The organism is Nocardia sp. bgisy134 (genome assembly GCF_057708325.1).
Map to the genome: position 1 here is coordinate 43,976 of NZ_JBYIRW010000003.1, position 14,277 is coordinate 58,252.

15 protein-coding genes are annotated in these 14,277 nt (G+C 70.1%); 10 read left to right on the forward strand and 5 right to left on the reverse strand.

All coding sequences use genetic code 11. The features are described 5' to 3' along the window. Window positions 1-212 precede the first annotated feature (212 nt). Window positions 213-1,400, reverse strand: coding sequence for an exonuclease SbcCD subunit D (locus AC3ERS_RS06825; protein WP_431965369.1), 1,188 nt, complete (start codon window positions 1,398-1,400; stop codon window positions 213-215). 292 nt (window positions 1,401-1,692) lie between these two features. Here AC3ERS_RS06825 and AC3ERS_RS06830 point away from each other — a divergent pair, with 292 nt between their 5' ends. Next, a complete protein-coding gene (locus AC3ERS_RS06830) occupies window positions 1,693-2,850 on the forward strand; it encodes a DNA recombination protein RmuC (protein WP_431964626.1) in 1,158 nt (385 codons plus the stop codon). A gap of 104 nt (window positions 2,851-2,954) precedes the next feature. Continuing rightward, window positions 2,955-3,803 (forward strand): DUF6542 domain-containing protein, encoded by an 849-nt coding sequence (locus AC3ERS_RS06835; RefSeq protein ID WP_431964628.1) that lies wholly within the window; start codon window positions 2,955-2,957, stop codon window positions 3,801-3,803. 70 nt (window positions 3,804-3,873) lie between these two features. Here AC3ERS_RS06835 and AC3ERS_RS06840 read toward each other — a convergent pair whose 3' ends face one another. Further along, window positions 3,874-4,884: a 4-hydroxy-3-methylbut-2-enyl diphosphate reductase gene (locus tag AC3ERS_RS06840; RefSeq protein ID WP_431964630.1), complete on the reverse strand. Its 1,011-nt coding sequence runs from the start codon at window positions 4,882-4,884 to the stop codon at window positions 3,874-3,876. A 214-nt stretch (window positions 4,885-5,098) separates the two neighbouring features. On the opposite strand from AC3ERS_RS06840, the gene AC3ERS_RS06845 reads away from it, so the two are divergent. The 4 genes from AC3ERS_RS06845 (at window position 5,099) to AC3ERS_RS06860 (ending at window position 7,776) form a co-directional block, all read left to right on the forward strand. After that, entirely contained in the window at window positions 5,099-5,743 is a 645-nt protein-coding gene (locus AC3ERS_RS06845; protein ID WP_431964632.1) for a lipid droplet-associated protein, read from the forward strand. A 73-nt stretch (window positions 5,744-5,816) separates the two neighbouring features. Next, complete coding sequence (gene xseA / locus AC3ERS_RS06850) at window positions 5,817-7,160, forward strand: exodeoxyribonuclease VII large subunit (protein WP_431964634.1); 1,344 nt, start codon at window positions 5,817-5,819, stop codon at window positions 7,158-7,160. Between the two features lie 2 nt (window positions 7,161-7,162). Further along, complete coding sequence (locus tag AC3ERS_RS06855) at window positions 7,163-7,399, forward strand: exodeoxyribonuclease VII small subunit (protein WP_431964636.1); 237 nt, start codon at window positions 7,163-7,165, stop codon at window positions 7,397-7,399. Between the two features lie 32 nt (window positions 7,400-7,431). Next, window positions 7,432-7,776, forward strand: a complete 345-nt coding sequence (locus AC3ERS_RS06860) for a VOC family protein (RefSeq protein WP_431964638.1) — start codon at window positions 7,432-7,434, stop codon at window positions 7,774-7,776. Window positions 7,777-7,914: 138 nt separating this feature from the next. Here AC3ERS_RS06860 and AC3ERS_RS06865 read toward each other — a convergent pair whose 3' ends face one another. Further along, complete coding sequence (locus AC3ERS_RS06865; protein ID WP_431964640.1) at window positions 7,915-8,481, reverse strand: DUF4245 domain-containing protein; 567 nt, start codon at window positions 8,479-8,481, stop codon at window positions 7,915-7,917. A gap of 130 nt (window positions 8,482-8,611) precedes the next feature. Here AC3ERS_RS06865 and glpX point away from each other — a divergent pair, with 130 nt between their 5' ends. The 4 genes from glpX to AC3ERS_RS06885 all read left to right on the forward strand — a co-directional run bounded on the left by glpX (window position 8,612) and on the right by AC3ERS_RS06885 (window position 12,574). Next, window positions 8,612-9,655 (forward strand): class II fructose-bisphosphatase, encoded by a 1,044-nt coding sequence (gene glpX / locus AC3ERS_RS06870; RefSeq protein WP_431964642.1) that lies wholly within the window; start codon window positions 8,612-8,614, stop codon window positions 9,653-9,655. A gap of 168 nt (window positions 9,656-9,823) precedes the next feature. Next, window positions 9,824-10,768, forward strand: a complete 945-nt coding sequence (locus AC3ERS_RS06875; protein WP_431964644.1) for a phosphotransferase family protein — start codon at window positions 9,824-9,826, stop codon at window positions 10,766-10,768. 39 nt (window positions 10,769-10,807) lie between these two features. Next, entirely contained in the window at window positions 10,808-11,065 is a 258-nt protein-coding gene (locus AC3ERS_RS06880) for a TFIIB-type zinc ribbon-containing protein (protein ID WP_431964646.1), read from the forward strand. A 105-nt stretch (window positions 11,066-11,170) separates the two neighbouring features. Further along, window positions 11,171-12,574, forward strand: coding sequence for a class II fumarate hydratase (locus AC3ERS_RS06885; protein ID WP_431964648.1), 1,404 nt, complete (start codon window positions 11,171-11,173; stop codon window positions 12,572-12,574). A gap of 63 nt (window positions 12,575-12,637) precedes the next feature. Here the strand turns inward: AC3ERS_RS06885 and AC3ERS_RS06890 are convergent, their stop codons facing one another. Together AC3ERS_RS06890 and AC3ERS_RS06895 are read right to left on the reverse strand one after the other, a co-directional pair. Further along, a complete protein-coding gene (locus tag AC3ERS_RS06890; RefSeq protein ID WP_431964650.1) occupies window positions 12,638-13,507 on the reverse strand; it encodes an acyl-ACP desaturase in 870 nt (289 codons plus the stop codon). Between the two features lie 105 nt (window positions 13,508-13,612). Further along, a complete protein-coding gene (locus tag AC3ERS_RS06895) occupies window positions 13,613-14,191 on the reverse strand; it encodes an LGFP repeat-containing protein (RefSeq protein ID WP_431964652.1) in 579 nt (192 codons plus the stop codon). Between the last annotated feature and the right edge of the window lie 86 nt (window positions 14,192-14,277).

The window sequence follows — 14,277 nt, forward strand, 5'->3', positions numbered from 1 at the left end:
GCGCCATTCAGGCGGCACAGCCGTGCGCAATTCGTTCGGCACGGCTCCGCGCCATCCGCTTAGCGCAGTCCCAGGCCGCACGCTCAGTGCAGTCACGCGCCATTCAAGCAGCACAGCCGTGCGCAATTCGTTCGGCACGGCCCCGCGCCATCCGCTTAGCGCAGTCCCAGGCCGCACGCTCAGTGCGGTCACGCGCCGTTCACTACACGCGATCATGCGCTCAGCTCGCCGGACAACGGCAGCTCGGCAGGCACCGTGGACACCCGCTCGGGTTCGGCGACGGCGGCGGCCAGCGCACGCTCGATCCACGTCATCTCCCCCTCGCTCGGCACACCGCGCACGTCGGTGAGGAAGCTCTGCGCTACTTCGGTGTCGCGGCGGCCGTGCACCCGCTCACGGTAACGCAGCTCCGGGTTGCCGTCGGGGCGTACCCATTCCACGTGCACGGCGTGCGGGAAGCGCTCGCGCAACTTGCGCAGCGCGTCGATCGGACGGGCCTGATCGACGAGGGTCGCGGAGACGTAATCGTCGACGGCCGCGTCGTGCGCCGGGTCCGCGAGCAGTTCGTCCAGGGTCCCGGTGAGGCGGCTCAGCCCGCGCACCACCGGCAGGTCGCGCCGCTGCACGGCGGACAGGCCGCCGGCGTCGAGGTCGACGAGCCACACGGCCTTGCGATGCGAGCTCTCGGCGAACGAGTACGGCAGCGGCGAGCCCGAGTAGCGCACCGACCCGGACAGCGTCTGCGGCGAATGCAGGTGGCCGAGCGCCACGTAGTCGATGCCGTCGAACTCCGCGAGCGGCACCGTCTCCACCCCGCCGACCGAGATGGACCGCTCCGAACCGGTCGCCTCGCCGCCGACGACGAACGCGTGCGCGAGCACCACGGCGCGCGCGCCTGGCCGTGCCGCGAGATCGGCGCGAATCCGGCTCATCGCCGCCGCCAGGATCTCCGCGTGCGAACGCGCCTGCGGGACACCGAGTTCGGCGCGGGTGATCTCCGGCTCCAGATAAGGGATGCCGTAGCAGGCCACTTCGCCGTGCTCGTCGGTCAGCAGGACCGGCCGATCGGCGTCGGCGACGGTGGTGCGCAGGTACAGCCCGCCCGCCGCCGCGAAACTCGCGCCCGCGCCGAGCCGCGCGGGCGAATCGTGATTGCCCGAGGTCGCGACGATCACCGCGCCCGCGTCGCGAATCGCCTCGAAACCCCGGTTGCAGACCGCGATCGCGTCCGCGCTCGGAATCGACCGGTCGTAGACGTCGCCTGGCACCACCACCACGTCCACCGACTCGGCCGCCACCAGTTCGGCGATGGCGGCCAGCGAACGTGCCTGGTCGGCAAGCAGATCGACGCCGTGAAAGGTGCGCCCGATGTGCCAGTCCGAGGTGTGCAGCATCCGCATGGGCAGAAACCGTAGAGCCATCCACCGACAGTGTTCAATTTGCCGCGCCTGCGGCGCGGCGTGTTCGCGGCCCCCTATGTCTCGCGTCCGTGCGGCCGAGACTCGCGACTGCGTCGCATGCGCTTCGACCGCCCGGACGCGAGACGGCCGCGAACGGGCTCGGCAGGCTCGCCCCCGACATGGTTGGGAAAGTGCGGCCGTGAAGTGTGATTCGGTGCCCAACCGGCTGACGACACCGAATATGCGCTGCCTGGTTGCTCGGATGTCGGTGGCATGCGGCACCATCTGCGCTATGACCGCACCGATGCTCGTCGCGCTGCTGCTGGTGTTCGCCGCTGGATTCGGAGTGGGCTGGTTGGGGCATACCGCGCGGGCCGGGCAGCGGGCGGCCGTCGCGGAGGCGAGGCTGGCGGCCGCCACCGACAACGAGCGTTTGCTGCGGCAGTCGCTGCACGCCGCGAACGAGGATGCGGCGCGCAGGCATTCGCACGCCGTCGGCGCCATGGTGGAACCGCTGCGCACGGCGGTCGGCGCGCTCGAGCAGCACATCCAGCAGGTCGAACACCATCGCATCAACGCCTACTCGGGCCTGCGCGAGCAGGTGGCGACCATGCAGCGCACGTCACATCAGCTGTCCAGCCAGACCGGTCAGCTGGTCGCGGCCCTGCGGGCGCCGCAGGTGCGCGGGCGCTGGGGCGAGATCCAGTTGGAGCGCGTGGTGGAACTCGCCGGGATGACCAAGCACTGCGACTTCTCCACGCAGGTGAGCAAAGCGGTGCGCAGGGACGGCGGGCTGGACCGCACCGGTTCGGTGCGGCCGGATCTGGTCGTGCATCTGGCCGGGGAGCGGCACATCGTGGTCGACGCCAAGGTGCCGTTCACCGCGTACCTCGACGCCAGCACGGCCGAGGACCCGGACGCGCGCGCCGAGCTGCTGGTGCGGCACGCCAAACACCTGCGGGCGCACGTCGACCAGCTGGCCGACAAGGCGTACTGGGCAGCCTTCGATCCCGCGCCGGAGTTCGTCGTGCTGTTCGTGCCCGGCGACCCGTTCCTGGACGCCGCGCTCACCACGGATTCGGGACTGCTGGAGTATGCGTTCGGCCGCAACGTGATCCTCGCCACCCCGACGACGCTGATCGCATTGCTGCGCACGGTGGCCTTCGGGTGGCGGCAGGAGGCCGTGTCCCGCGATATGGCGACGGTTCAGCAACTGGGCAGGGAGCTGTCGGCGCGGCTCGGCATGACCGGCAGGCACCTGGACCGGCTCGGCGACCGACTCGGCAAGGCGGTGGACGCTTTCAATTACGCGGTCGCTTCGGTGGAATCGCGGGTCATGGTCACCGCGCGCAAACTGCACGAGCTGGAGATAGCCGAACAGGAGGCGCCCGCGATCCAGCGGGTGGACTCCCGCCCCCGCGCCGTGGCGTTCGCCGACGCCGACGATTAGACGTATCGCTCCGGCCGTGCGCGGCATGCCGACGGGACGCCAGTTAACGGAGCAACGGCCCCGCCGTAACCCGACCGAACGGTGCGGCAGTTAGTGTTCATGGCGTGGCTGCTACCCAACGTGTGCGATCCCGGGTGCCCGCGCCGCAACGTTCGGTCCTGCCTTCGGTGCCGGGAGTCCCGGCCTGGGGAGCAGTCCTGATCGCGGTCGCGTGCACGTTGCTGGGCTTCCTGATCGATGCCGTCGGCGACAGCGCCGAGCTCACCGCCAGCTTCGCCGCGCTGTATATCGCCGGCTGTGTCGCCGCGGTGCTCACTGTGCGGTTCCGCGGGATCTTCACCACGATGGTGTTGCCGCCGCTGTTGCTCTTCCTCGCGGTTCCGCTGGCCTATCAGCAACTGACCGGCCGGATCTCCACCGGACTCAAGGACATCCTGCTGAACCTGGCCATCCCCCTGGTGAACCGGTTCCCGACGATGATTCTCGCCACCGCGCTGGTGCTGGCCATCGGCGGCGCGCGCATCATGATGGTCAGGCGCGAGTCGGCCACGGAACGCTCGAAGGAGGCTCGCCGCGGTTCGAGTTGGGGGCGCAGCGCCGTGAAGCGTCGAGACGAGGACGAGCCCGCCGAGCCTGCCCGCCGCCGCTTGCGGCGACCACAGCAGGAGGTGGAGGAGGACCCGGTGACCGACAAATACGAACCGCCTCGCCCCGGTCGCCGTCCGTCCAATGCCGTCGCCGACGCCCCGCCCCGGGTCGGCGCGAACGGCCGAGGCCGCGATGGCAGACCGGCCGGGCGCGGCCAGCGTCCGTCGGCGGTGTCGCGCCCGGAGGCCGAACCCCAGCGCGGCGCCCGCGGCCGGGCCGAGGTGCCGCCGCATCCGCAGCCGAATGTGCGCTACCGCGAACGCGATTCGAGCAGCACCCAGCGGCGCAAGCCGGAAAGCCTCTGAGCGAGTTCGAAGCTCGGCGCGAGTTCGAAGCTCGGCGACCGATCGCTCAGCGTTCGGCGGTCGATTTTGTTCAGCGCCGAGTGGTGCGCAGTTCCCTCGGCAGCGAGAAGACCAGCGTCTCGTTGGCGGTGGTCACGGGCTGCACGTCGGCGTAGCCGTGTTCGGCGAGCATGTCCAGCACACCGCGCACCAGAATTTCCGGCACCGACGCGCCGGAGGTGATGCCGACCGTGCGCACGCCTTCCAGCCAGGCCGGGTCCACCTCGCGGGCGAAGTCGACCAGGTGCGAGGCCCGCGCGCCCGCGCCGAGCGCCACCTCGACCAGCCGCACCGAGTTCGAGGAGTTGCGCGAGCCGACCACGATGACCAGATCGCATTCCGGCGCCATCGCCTTCACCGCGACCTGGCGGTTCTGGGTGGCGTAGCAGATGTCGTCGCTGGGCGGGTCCTGCAGCGCGGGGAAGCGTTCGCGCAGCCGCTGCACCGTCTCCATCGTCTCGTCGACGCTCAGTGTGGTCTGCGAGAGCCAGATGACCTTGTTCTCGTCGCGCACGGTGACGCGGTCGACGGCGTCCGGCCCGTCGACCAGCTGGACGTGATCGGGCGCCTCGCCCGCGGTGCCCTCGACCTCCTCGTGGCCCTCGTGGCCGATCAGCAGGATGTCGAAATCGTCGCGCGCGAACCGCTTGGCCTCCTGGTGCACCTTGGTGACCAGCGGGCAGGTGGCGTCGATGGTGTGCAGATCGCGGGCCGCGGCGGCCTCGTGCACGGCCGGGGAGACGCCGTGCGCGGAGAACACCACGACCGCGCCGTTCGGCACCTCGTCGGTCTCGTCGACGAAGACGACACCGCGGTCGCGCAGCGTCTCCACCACGTGCCTGTTGTGCACGATCTCCTTGCGCACGTAGATCGGCGCACCGTGCTTCTCCAGCGCCTTCTCCACCGTTTCCACCGCGCGGTCGACGCCCGCGCAGTATCCGCGCGGCTCGGCTAGCAGCACACGCTTACCACCGTCGGCATCGGCGGTTCCGGCGCCCGCCGAGCGGGCGATTCCGACGTTCAAAGGGATGGCCGAAGACATGTCCCCCAGAATACGTGCGCGCGGCCGGTCCCATGATGGCGGTCGAGCCTGATCGGCCTTCACCGGATAGTTGAGTCACAATCTGTCTGTGACAGCGAATGACAACGTAACCAGCGAACACTCCGGAGGATCCGTCCCGGGCCTGGACGGACGAAGGTCCGGACATCGCACACTAATTCTTTGCAGATCACGCGGTATCGGGCAGGCTATGACCATGTTCCGACCTCCGTTTCTGGCCCGGGTCGCCGCCGGGGCCGCCGTCTACGCCCTCGAAGAAACCCGTCGGCTACCGACGGCCGCGATGAACTTCCCGATCACCGCGATCAGCCAGATGCTGCAGACCACCATGCACGTGCAGCAGTTCGTGACCAGCCTCGCTCTCAAGGGCGACGCGGTGTTCGAGCGGCTGTCCAACAGCCCGGTGGAACAGCCGGAATGGGCGACGTTCGACGAGGATCTCGGCGCCGAGCAATCCTCCGGCGACGACGTGACGACCGCGGGCCGCACCAGCCGCTTCGACCTGTACACCGCCGACGAGCCGACGGCGAGCTCCACCAACGGGTATGTCGCCCCCGTGCAGAGCATCACAGTGCCGGAGATCACCGACCCCGAGCCCGCCGAGGAGACGGCTTCCGCCGAGACGCCGTCCGCTTCGGACGAGCAGGCCGAGGTCGCCGAGCCGGAGGTCGCCACCCGCTACGACTACGCCACCATGACTCTCGCCCAGTTGCGCGCGCGCCTGCGCATGCTGACCGTCGAGGACCTCACCGCGCTGCTCGACTACGAGCAGCAGACCCGCGCCAGGGCGCCGTTCGTGACCATGCTGACGAACCGGATCGCCACCGTCCGGGCCCAGTGACCGCACCCGCGACGACCTCGCCGATGGTTGGCCGGGCTCGGTCCGGCCAACCCCGCCGCGTATACCTGTCCGTATGACACAGAGCGGTCAGCAGTCGTCCGCCGAGGCAGGCGCGGCATCCGCCAACTCCGCCGAGCATCCGTGGCCGGTGCGCTCCGTGGCCGTGAAGGTCATGCAGTGGATCGACCGGCTCGGCTCCATCTGGGTGGAGGGTCAGATCACCCAGATCAACGTACGTCCCGGAGCGCGCACCGCGTTCCTGGTGCTGCGCGACCCGTCGGCCGACATGTCGCTCCAGGTGACCTGCGACCCCGACCTGCTGCGCCGCTCCCCGACCCCGCTGCAAGAGGGCAGCCGGGTGGTGGTCTACGGCAAACTCACCTACTTCACCGGCCGCGGCACCCTGTCGTTGCGTGTCATCGAGATCCGGCCCGTCGGGGTGGGCGAGCTGCTCGCCCGCATCGAGCGGCTGAAGGCGCTGCTCGACGCGGAAGGCCTCTTCGATCCCCGGCTCAAGCGGCCGATCCCCTTCCTTCCCCGCACCGTCGGCCTGATCACCGGCCGGGCCAGCGCCGCCGAGCGCGACGTCCTGACGGTCGCCAGGAACCGTTGGCCCGCAGTGTGTTTCGAAGTGCGCAATACCGCGGTGCAGGGTCCGACCGCGGTGCCGCAGATCCTGGACGCACTGACCGAACTCGACCGCGACCCCGCCGTCGATGTGATCGTGCTCGCCCGCGGCGGCGGCAGCGTCGAAGACCTGCTGCCCTTCTCCGACGAGGCGCTGTGCCGCGCCATCGTGGCGGCGACCACCCCGATCGTCAGCGCGATCGGCCACGAACCCGACAACCCGCTCACCGACTACGTCGCCGATCTGCGCGCCGCGACGCCGACCGACGCGGCCAAGCGCATCGTGCCCGACGCCGCCGCGGAACTGTCCGGCGTGCGTGACCTGCGCGCCCGTTCGGCCGCCGCGCTGCGCGGCTGGGTGGAGCGCGAGACCCGCGCGCTGGCCCAGCTCCGTTCGCGCCCGGTGCTGGCCGACCCGCTGCGCGAGATCGATCGGCGCGGCGAGGAGATCGAACGGCTGCGCGCGTCGGCGCGGCGCTGCGCCGATCACGCGGTCCGCACCGAGGCCACCGCGACCAGGCACTTGCGCGAGAAGCTCACCGCCGTGGGTCCGGCCGCGACGCTGGCCCGCGGTTACGCTGTCGTACAGCGCGTGACCGGCGCCGAACGGCACGTCGTACGCAGCATCGAGGACGCGCCCGCGGGTAGTCAGTTGCGCATCCGGGTCGCCGACGGCGCCGTGACCGCGGCCGCGCTCGGCACCCAAGCGCTCGGGGCGCGCACGCCGAGCGCACGCACCGCGGATTCCGGCGCCCGCCGGGACGACGAGGAACGCACAGGAGGGAACTGACCTTGGCCGAAGCCGGCAAGGACGAGCTGGCCGAGATCGCGAGCTTCGGCTACGAACGCGCCCGCGACGAACTGGTGAACGTGGTCAAGATGCTCGAACAGGGCGGTATGGACCTCGACGATTCGCTGGCGCTGTGGGAGCGCGGCGAGGCGCTGGCCAACCGGTGCGAGGAACACCTGGCGGGCGCGCGCAAGCGGGTCGAGGACGCGCTCGCGCGCGCCGCGGCCGACGAGGAGTGACCCCGAGGTTCGGACACCCGCAAGGAGGAGCTGTGACCATCCGCCGCGCGACACCCGATATCTGCACCGACGACATGGAGCGCAGCCGCGATTTCTACCGGCTGCTCGGCTTCGCCGAGGCGATGGACCTCGGCTGGGCCGTCACCATGGCCTCGCCCGCCAACCCGACCGCCCAGGTGCTGCTGATCGGGCCGGAGGTGGAGCAGCCACAGCCCGGCATGAGCGTGGAGGTCGACGATGTCGACTCCGTGTACGCGGCGATGACCGCGTCGGGCGCCGACATCGTCTACGAACTGCGCGACGAGCCGTGGGGCGTGCGCCGATTCTTCGTCCGCGATCCGAGCGGAACGATCGTCAACGTCGTCAGCCACGCGTGAGCGCGGGCGGTCGCCCAGTGCGAATCAGCTCAACGCCCCAGCACGAATCGGCCCAGCGCCCAGCGCGAATCAGCCCACGCGCCAGTGCGAATCAGCTCAACGCCCCAGCGCCTGATCGACCTCAGCGTCCGATCGACCTCAGCGCGCCAGCGGCTGAGCGGCCGTGACCGCCTGGGCCAGCGTCTCGAACGCCGCCTTGTTCCCTGCCCCCGTGATCAACACGCGCACACCGCCCAGGTCGGCGATCCACGCCGTCTCCTCGGTCGGCTCGGCGTAGACGACCCACTTCTGGTCACCGATCTTTTCCGCGCCGCTGGCGTAGCGCGAGCCGAGCACGAAGCGCGCGAGCGACTCCTCGGTGGCGCTGCTCTGGGTCAGCTGCATGTAGGTGCCCTGCCCGGTGATGTAGCCGACGGTGCTGACCGGGCCGCCGCCCGCACCGGTGACGGTGTCGCGGTTTCCCGAGTTGGGAGTCCACTCGGCGGGCACGCTCGGATTGCGGATCGGGAACGCGAGCGTGCGCGCGTCGGTCTTCAACGCCGCGTTCACGTCGAAGTGGGGGATCTGGCCGGGCGTCGGCCCCTTGGCGGCGAAGCTGCACTGGCTGGCCAGCGCGGCGAAGACCACGGCGATCAGCACCAGGGGGATCAGCGAGAAGAACAGATCCTTGTAGTCGTGCAGGATGCGTGGCTTTTGGTAGGACACGCTCCCAGTATCCACTCGGTGGCCGGGTGCGCGGCCGGGCACCCCCGTGGCCTGGACCAGGGGTGCAGGACGCGCGACCATGAAATGAGACAATCGTCCCGTACGCACGAACCGAGGGAGGCACCCCGCCATGACGGCATCTTCGCCCGCACCAAGCCGCCGCGAGGCGCCGGACCGCAACCTTGCGCTCGAACTGGTCCGGGTGACCGAAGCAGGAGCCATGGCCGCCGGGCGCTGGGTCGGCCGCGGCGACAAGGAGGGTGGCGACGGTGCCGCCGTGGACGCGATGCGACAGCTGGTCAGCTCGGTTTCCATGCGCGGCATCGTGGTGATCGGCGAGGGCGAGAAGGACGAGGCGCCCATGCTGTACAACGGCGAGGCCGTGGGCGACGGCACCGGCCCGGAACTCGACTTCGCGGTCGACCCGATCGACGGCACCACGCTGATGTCGAAGGGCTCCCCCGGCGCGATCTCGGTGCTCGCGGTCGCCGAACGCGGCGCGATGTTCGACCCGTCGGCGGTGTTCTACATGCAGAAGATCGCGGTCGGCCCCGACGCCGCCGACGTGATCGATATCTCGGCCCCCATCGGCGAGAACATCCGCCGGGTGGCCAAGGCGAAGAAGTCCGCGGTGTCCGACCTGACCGTCTGCATCCTGGACCGGCCCCGGCACGCCGACCTCATTCAGGAGGTCCGCGACGCGGGCGCCCGCATCCGCCTGATCTCCGACGGCGACGTCGCGGGCGCCATCGCGGCGGCCCGCCCGGATTCCGGCACCGACATCCTGGTCGGCATCGGCGGCACGCCGGAGGGCATCATCGCCGCGGCGGCCATGCGCTGTATGGGCGGCGAACTGCAGGGCATGCTGGCTCCGAAGGACGACGAGGAGCGGCAGAAGGCCATCGACGCGGGACACGACCTGGACCGGGTGCTCACTACCCAGGACCTGGTGTCCGGCGACAACGTCTTCTTCTGCGCGACCGGCGTCACCGACGGCGACCTACTACGCGGCGTCCGCTACTACGGTGGCGGCGCCTCCACCCAGTCGATCGTCATGCGCTCCAAGTCGGGCACCGTCCGCATGATCGACGCCTACCACCGCCTGACCAAGCTGCGCGAGTACTCCTCGGTCGACTTCCACGGTGACGAGCACGCGGTCCCGCCGATGCCCTGATCCGCTTTCCCGCACGGCCGCATCCGGACCTCCGGGTGCGGCCGCTCGCGTATAGGGGACTCTCGGGCGAACTGGCCGCCCTGTGCTCGTGTGAGCACTGCCGACGGCGCTGGGGCTGCCCGGTGGTGAGCCGTGACCCGGCGGCAGATCATAGGGGACGATGACTCGGTGGGGATCGAGTCCGACCGGGAATCACCGTCGAACACAACCGAACTCGTCGACGCACTGGCCGAGACAGCCGCGCGGGCCGGTGCGGGCTGCGCGCCGCCGGTGCTCGTGGTCGAGCGTGCCGATGTGCTCGTGGTGCGGGTCGGAGCGGTCGTCGTCAAGGCCCACTCGGTGGAAACCGATGCGGCAGCGTTGCTTTCCCGCCTTCGACTGGCGACCGCACCGCGCTGGCGCGAGATCCTGTTGCCGCCGTTGCCGATCGGCGACGCGCTTCTCACACGCCACGCGGGCCGGACGATCACCGCCTGGGCCTACGGCGAACCGGTCGACCCCCACGATCCAGACGCCGCGCCATGGGAAGCCGCCGCGACGCTGCTCGCCCGGTTGCACACGATGCCGGAACCCGGGCGGCGCGACCTGCCGGAGGCGGGCGGCCCTGCGCGCGTCCACCGCGCGATCCATCGACTGCGGGACGCCGGTGATATCGCGAACCAAGCGGCCGCGGCGATCGTGTGCCGAGCATTCGCCGCACTCCCCGAACAGACAGCGACCACCCGCACCCTCGTGCACGGCGACTTCCATCTGGGTCAGCTGGTGCGTGGGCCGTGTGGCGGCGACCCGTGGCGGCTCATCGACATCGACGACCTCGGCGTCGGCGATCCGGCGTGGGATCTGGCCCGGCCCGCCGCGCTCTTCGCCGCGGGCATTCTCGAGCCCGTGACCTGGCTTCGGTTCCTCGACGCCTATCGCGCCGCGGGCGGTGTCGCGGTACCGCGGGGCGCGGACGAGTGGACCGCGCTCGACCGTCCGGCGCGCGCCGTCGCGGTGCAGGCGGCCGCGCTGGCCGTGGTCGCCGCCGGACGCGAGGGACGCGAACTCGATGATCTGGACACGGCTTTGGTGGACGCGTGCCGACGGATAGCCATGGCATCGGACAGGTCATGACGCCCGCACAGGCGCCGGAAATCGACTAGCCTCGCCGGAATGCAGTGTCCGAAATGTCATGGATTGATGCAGACGTACAACCGCAGCGGTGTGCACATCGAACAGTGCGGTAACTGCCGGGGGATCTTCCTGGACTACGGCGAGCTGGAGAACCTCACCCGGCTCGAGGCGGGCTACGCCGCACCGCCGCCGCCCCCGGCCGCTCCCGCTCCCGCGTGGGGCGCGCCCGCTCCGCACTACGGGCATGGGCACCACCATCGGCACAACTCCTTCGGCAAGATGCTGTTCTCCTCCTGACGTCGGCGTCGCCGGTTCGGCGGACGGTATTCCGCCGGACCGGTGTGGGATTCCGCTCAGGCGTGGCGGCCCCACGGCGTCCTCGTGCGGCATAGGGTCGGAAATATGACCGAGGAGACGCAGTACCGCATCGAGCACGACACCATGGGCGAGGTACGGGTCCCGGCGAACGCGCTGTGGCGCGCGCAGACCCAGCGGGCCGTGGAGAACTTCCCGATCAGCGGGCGCGGCCTCGAGCGCGCGCAGATTCGCGCGCTCGGACTGCTCAAGGCCGCGTGCGCCGAGGTGAACAAGGATCTCGGCCTGCTCGACCCCGTCAAGGCGAACGCGATCATCGCCGCCGCAGGCGAGATCGCCGCAGGCGAGCACGACGACCAGTTCCCGATCGATGTCTTCCAGACCGGTTCCGGCACCAGCTCCAACATGAACGCCAACGAGGTGATCGCCTCGATCGCCAAGGCCAACGGCGTCGACGTGCACCCCAACGACGACGTGAACATGTCGCAGTCGTCCAACGACACCTTCCCCACCGCCACGCACGTCGCGGCGACCGAGGGCGTCATCAAGGATCTGGTTCCCGCGCTCGAGCATCTGCGACTGGCGCTGCTGGACAAGTCCGAGGAGTGGCGCACCGTGGTGAAGTCGGGGCGCACCCACCTGATGGACGCCGTCCCGGTGACGCTCGGCCAGGAGTTCGGCGGCTACACCCGCCAGGTCGCCGCGGGCATCGACCGCTTGATGGCGACGCTGCCGCGCCTCGGCGAGCTGCCGATCGGCGGCACCGCGGTGGGCACCGGCCTCAACGCGCCCGCCGGTTTCGGCGCGAAAGTCGTTGCGGAACTGGTGAAGTCGACCGATATCGACGCCTTGACCGAGGCCGTCGACCACTTCGAGGCGCAGGCCGCGCGCGACGGTCTCGTCGAGCTGTCCGGCGCGCTGCGCACCGTCGCGGTGAGTCTCACCAAGATCGCCAACGACATCCGGTGGATGGGATCCGGCCCGCTCACCGGCCTGGCCGAACTCCAGCTGCCCGATCTGCAGCCGGGCAGCTCGATCATGCCGGGCAAGGTGAATCCGGTACTGCCCGAGGCGGTCACGCAGGTGGCGGCGCAGGTCATCGGCAACGACGCGGCGATCGCCTTCTCCGGCGCGAACGGCGCCTTCGAGCTCAACGTCTACATCCCGGTGATGGCGCGCAACGTGCTCGAATCGATTCGCTTGCTGGCCAACGTGTCCCGGCTCTTCACCGACAAGTGCGTGCGCGGCTTGACCGCCGACGTGGAGCGGCTGCGGACGCTGGCCGAGTCCTCCCCCTCCATCGTCACACCGCTGAACTCGGCCATCGGCTACGAGGAGGCGGCCGCGGTGGCCAAGGAGGCGTTGAAGGAGAAGAAGACCATCCGGCAGACGGTGATCGATCGCGGTCTGCTCGGCGACCGGCTCACCGAAGCCGAGCTCGACCGCCGCCTGAACGTGCTGTCCATGGCCAAGGTGGAAGACGAGAAGTAGACGCACGGTGCGCCGGGCGGATCGAAACCGCCCGGCGCACTACGTGATTCAGGACCCGCGAAATCAGGCGGGCGAGACCACGCGCAGGTGCTCCAGTTCGGCGCGGGCCTGCTCGCCCTCGAGACCGAGGTCGGTCCGGTCGAAGACGTTCCACCGGCGCAGCAGCGGCGCGAAGACCAGTTCGCCCTCTTTGGCGCGATCGTAGATGCCCGCTTCGGCCAGCACCTCGTCGCTGCCGCGGCCGTCCGGCAGCGCGACGGCGGGCACCTCGAAACCGGCGACCCGGTCGGCGATCGCGCGCATCGTCTGATCGGGCGCGATGGCGAACGCCGCGGCGACCAGGTCGGCGAAGAACTCCGACTGCAGCTCGTCGTCGGCCGCGATGCGCGCGGCGATGGCGGTGACCATCGGGTTCTCGTTCAGCGCGGCGATATTGCGGTGCCGGATCCCGGAGGCGGCCTCCTCGAACGCACAGCTGGCGAGGATGTCGAGCAGATGCAGGGCCGGACGGCGGAATCCCGCCGTCATGTGTGCCATCCGCTGCCGTTCCAGGTCCACCGGGTCCACCGACCTGGTCACCATCAGGTAGTTGCGGATCAGGATCTCGTGCCGGTTCTCCTCGGCGGTCCAGCGACCGACCCAGCGCCACCACGAGCCGGTGCGCAAGTGCTTGCCGATCTCCCGGTGGTAGGAGGGCAGGTTGTCCGCGATGAGCACGCTGACGGTCAACGCCACCTTGGCGAGCTCGCTGAGCTCGGACTGCTCAGGGGTCCAGTCCTCGCCGCCGAGGAAGGCGAAGTTACGGCCGTCGTCCCACGGGACGTAATCGTGCGGCTGCCACCCGTCGGCGACGGCGATGTGGCGCCGCAGATTCAGTTCCACCTCATCCGCGAGCGCCTCGAGCAGCTCACGGTCGGTCAAGAGATTTTGCACGATGACAACCTAGCCGTTCGGCCCGCGCCGCGGGACTCTACCGATGGGAATGGGAACGGCGCCCGAGCCGCGCTGGTGCGCGATCTCGGGCGCCGTGTCGATTCACTATTTCATGGTGACGGTGATCTGCCCATTCACCCAGGTGATGGTCCCCCCGCTGAACTCGGTCTGCTTGCCGCCGGGGATGTCGGTCTCGTCGCTGACCGGGTAGCCGAGCTCACCCGCGGCGCCGCCGTTCTCCTCCCACGCCTTGCGGATCTCGCCCCACACGATGTGCGGCTCGCCGTCCTCGGGCTCGTAGATGGTGCCGCCGACGAAGTCCTGGTACTTGCCGTTGTTCGGGGCGTTCTCCACCGGCTCCAGTGGCGCACCGAGCGGGCCGGTCGGGCCGCCCGCCGCCATGTACTTGTCGTAGATGTCGCCGGAGACGGTCACTTCGGCGCCGCCCGCGGTGGGGATCTTGGTCTCGTCCGGGGTCTCGTCGCGCTCCGGGGTCCCGGTGCCCTGGGTGCCGTGCGCCTCGCTGTGCGTGGTGGCCATCGCACCGGTCGTCGTCATGCCGATGGTGGGGGTGGTCAGGACCGACTTGGAGTCGCTGTCGTTGTCGTCACCGCAACCCGCGACCAGCAGTGCCGCGGCCGCCAGTGCGATGGTGAATCCAGCCGTGCGTCGAGCGTGGTGCATCAATCGTCCCCTCTCGAGTGTGGCTCCGACGGCGCCCTGACACCGGCGCCGCGCGTAGCCTAGGCCGATGTTCGGCAACAGTCCGG

What these genes read in the sequence shown, in the direction of transcription:
- xseA (WP_431964634.1), top strand. Translation starts at nt 5,817, where the DNA reads ATGACACAGAGCGGTCAGCAGTCGTCCGCCGAGGCAGGCGCGGCATCC.
- glpX (WP_431964642.1), top strand. Translation starts at nt 8,612, where the DNA reads ATGACGGCATCTTCGCCCGCACCAAGCCGCCGCGAGGCGCCGGACCGC.
- AC3ERS_RS06885 (WP_431964648.1), top strand. Translation starts at nt 11,171, where the DNA reads ATGACCGAGGAGACGCAGTACCGCATCGAGCACGACACCATGGGCGAG.
- AC3ERS_RS06830 (WP_431964626.1), top strand. Translation starts at nt 1,693, where the DNA reads ATGACCGCACCGATGCTCGTCGCGCTGCTGCTGGTGTTCGCCGCTGGA.
- AC3ERS_RS06845 (WP_431964632.1), top strand. Translation starts at nt 5,099, where the DNA reads ATGTTCCGACCTCCGTTTCTGGCCCGGGTCGCCGCCGGGGCCGCCGTC.
- AC3ERS_RS06895 (WP_431964652.1), bottom strand. Translation starts at nt 14,191, where the DNA reads ATGCACCACGCTCGACGCACGGCTGGATTCACCATCGCACTGGCGGCC.
- AC3ERS_RS06840 (WP_431964630.1), bottom strand. Translation starts at nt 4,884, where the DNA reads ATGTCTTCGGCCATCCCTTTGAACGTCGGAATCGCCCGCTCGGCGGGC.
- AC3ERS_RS06880 (WP_431964646.1), top strand. Translation starts at nt 10,808, where the DNA reads ATGCAGTGTCCGAAATGTCATGGATTGATGCAGACGTACAACCGCAGC.
- AC3ERS_RS06825 (WP_431965369.1), bottom strand. Translation starts at nt 1,400, where the DNA reads ATGCGGATGCTGCACACCTCGGACTGGCACATCGGGCGCACCTTTCAC.